This is a genomic window from Desulforegula conservatrix Mb1Pa (genome assembly GCF_000426225.1).
Taxonomy (GTDB): Bacteria; Desulfobacterota; Desulfobacteria; order Desulfobacterales; family Desulforegulaceae; genus Desulforegula; species Desulforegula conservatrix.
Genome location: NZ_AUEY01000125.1, coordinates 1 through 2,500, shown reverse-complemented (window position 1 = coordinate 2,500; position 2,500 = coordinate 1). Strand labels below are relative to the sequence as shown.

At 50.9% G+C, this 2,500-nt stretch carries 2 rRNA genes (1 of these 2 cut by a window edge); both read left to right on the top strand.

The annotated features are described in order from the left end of the window. A 23S ribosomal RNA gene (locus K245_RS0120470) occupies positions 1–2,351 on the top strand; it begins 595 nt to the left of the window's first position. Positions 2,352–2,407: 56 nt separating this feature from the next. Continuing rightward, positions 2,408–2,500 (top strand): 5S ribosomal RNA (rrf, locus tag K245_RS0120465); the annotation flags it as partial.

The following is a 2,500-nucleotide window of genomic DNA, read 5'->3' as shown; positions in this document are numbered from 1 at the left end:
TGACCGCGTGCCTTTTGCATAATGAGTCAGCGAGTTATTGTATGTAGCGAGGTTAAGCCGATAGGTGTAGCCGTAGCGAAAGCGAGTCTGAATAGGGCGAATTAGTTGCATGCAGTATACCCGAAACCAGGTGATCTATCCATGTCCAGGGTGAAGCGTGAGTAAAATCACGTGGAGGCCCGAACCGATATACGTTGAAAAGTATTCGGATGAGGTGTGGATAGGGGTGAAAGGCCAAACAAACCTGGAAATAGCTGGTTCTCCCCGAAATGTATTTAGGTACAGCCTTGCGTTTGATTTACGGGGGTAGAGCACTGAATGGGCTAGGGGTCTTACCGGATTACCAACCCCAATCAAACTCCGAATACCGTAAAATTTTATCGCAGGAGTGAGACTACGAGAGCTAACTTCCGTGGTCGAGAGGGAAACAACCCAGATCACCAGCTAAGGTCCCAAAATTCATGCTAAGTGGGAAACGAGGTGGAAATGCACAGACAACCAGGAGGTTGGCTTAGAAGCAGCCATCCTTTAAAGAAAGCGTAATAGCTCACTGGTCGAGTGAGTCTGCGCGGAAAATGTAGCGGGGCTAAAGCATGATACCGAAGCTGTGGAGTGGACGAAAGTTCATTGGTAGGGGAGCATTGCATACGGGCTGAAGGTGTATTGTGAGGTACATTGGACTGTATGGAAGAGCCCATGCTGACATGAGTAGCGATAAAGCGGGTGAAAAGCCCGCTCGCCGATAGCCTAAGGTTTCCTGGGTAAAGTTAATCTGCTCAGGGTTAGTCGATCCCTAAGCCGAGGCCGAAAGGCGTAGGCGATGGAAAACAGGTTAATATTCCTGTACCACCTGATAGCCGTTTGAGTGATGGGGGGACGCAGGAGGGTAGGTTGGCCGTCTGTTGGAATAGGCGGTTTAAGCGAGTAGGCTGAAGAGATAGGCAAATCCGTTTCTTCTTAAGGCCGAGACGTGATGACGAGAGCGTAAGCTCATAAAGTGACTGATCCCATGCTGCCAAGAAAAGCCTCTAGCGAGGATATTGGGTGATCGTACCGCAAACCGACACAGGTAGGCAGGAAGAAAATTCCGAGGCGCTTGAGAGAACCCTGGTTAAGGAACTCGGCAAAATAACACCGTAACTTCGGGAGAAGGTGTGCCCATGGTAAGTGAAGCGACTTGCTCGCGGAGCTGGAGTGGGTTGCAGATAAATGGCGGTAGCGACTGTTTACTAAAAACACAGGACTCTGCAAAGTCGAAAGACGAAGTATAGGGTCTGACGCCTGCCCGGTGCTGGAAGGTTAAGGGGATTTGTTAGGGCAACCGAAGCATTGAACCGAAGCCCCAGTAAACGGCGGCCGTAACTATAACGGTCCTAAGGTAGCGAAATTCCTTGTCGGGTAAGTTCCGACCTGCACGAATGGCGTAACGACTTCCGCACTGTCTCGACCAGGGACTCAGCGAAATTGCAGTCTCGGTGAAGATACCGAGTACCCGCGAAAAGACGGAAAGACCCCGGCACCTTTACTATAGCTTGACATTGGGTTTAGGAACATCATGTGTAGGATAGGTGGGAGGCTTTGAAGCAGGGACGCCAGTCTTTGTGGAGCCAACCTTGAAATACCACCCTTGTTGTTTTTGAATTCTAACGACGATCCGTGATCCGGATTTTGGACAGTGTCTGGCGGGTAGTTTGACTGGGGCGGTCGCCTCCCAAAGAGTAACGGAGGCGCGCGAAGGTTCCCTCAGGCTGATTGGAAACCAGCCGTTGAGTGTAAAGGCATAAGGGAGCTTGACTGCGAGAGAGACATTTCGAGCAGGTACGAAAGTAGGTCTTAGTGATCCGGCGGTTCTGTATGGAAGGGCCGTCGCTCATCGGATAAAAGGTACGCCGGGGATAACAGGCTAATCGCATCCAAGAGTTCACATCGACGATGCGGTTTGGCACCTCGATGTCGGCTCATCACATCCTGGGGCTGGAGCAGGTCCCAAGGGTTCGGCTGTTCGCCGATTAAAGTGGTACGCGAGCTGGGTTTAAAACGTCGTGAGACAGTTTGGTCCCTATCTTTCGCGGGCGTAGGATATTTGAAGAGATCTGTTCCTAGTACGAGAGGACCGGAATGGACGAACCACTGGTGTTCCAGTTGTCGCGCCAGCGGCATGGCTGGGTAGCTATGTTCGGTCTGGATAACCGCTGAAAGCATCTAAGCGGGAAGCCGTCTCTGAGATAAGATATCCCACCTGAATAATCAGGCTGAAGACCCCTTGAAGATTACGAGGTTGATAGGCTGGATGTGTAAGCATGGTAACATGTTGAGCTTACCAGTACTAATAGGTCGTGAGGCTTAGCCACAACTTCCGCTTTTTGTATGTTGAGTGTTTTATTGCAGCTATATGCGAGCTAAATTTTTCGGTGGCGATGGCAAAGGGGGTACACCTGTTCCCATCCCGAACACAGAAGTTAAGTCCTTTAGCGCCGATGGTACTGCGTGGGTAGCTGCG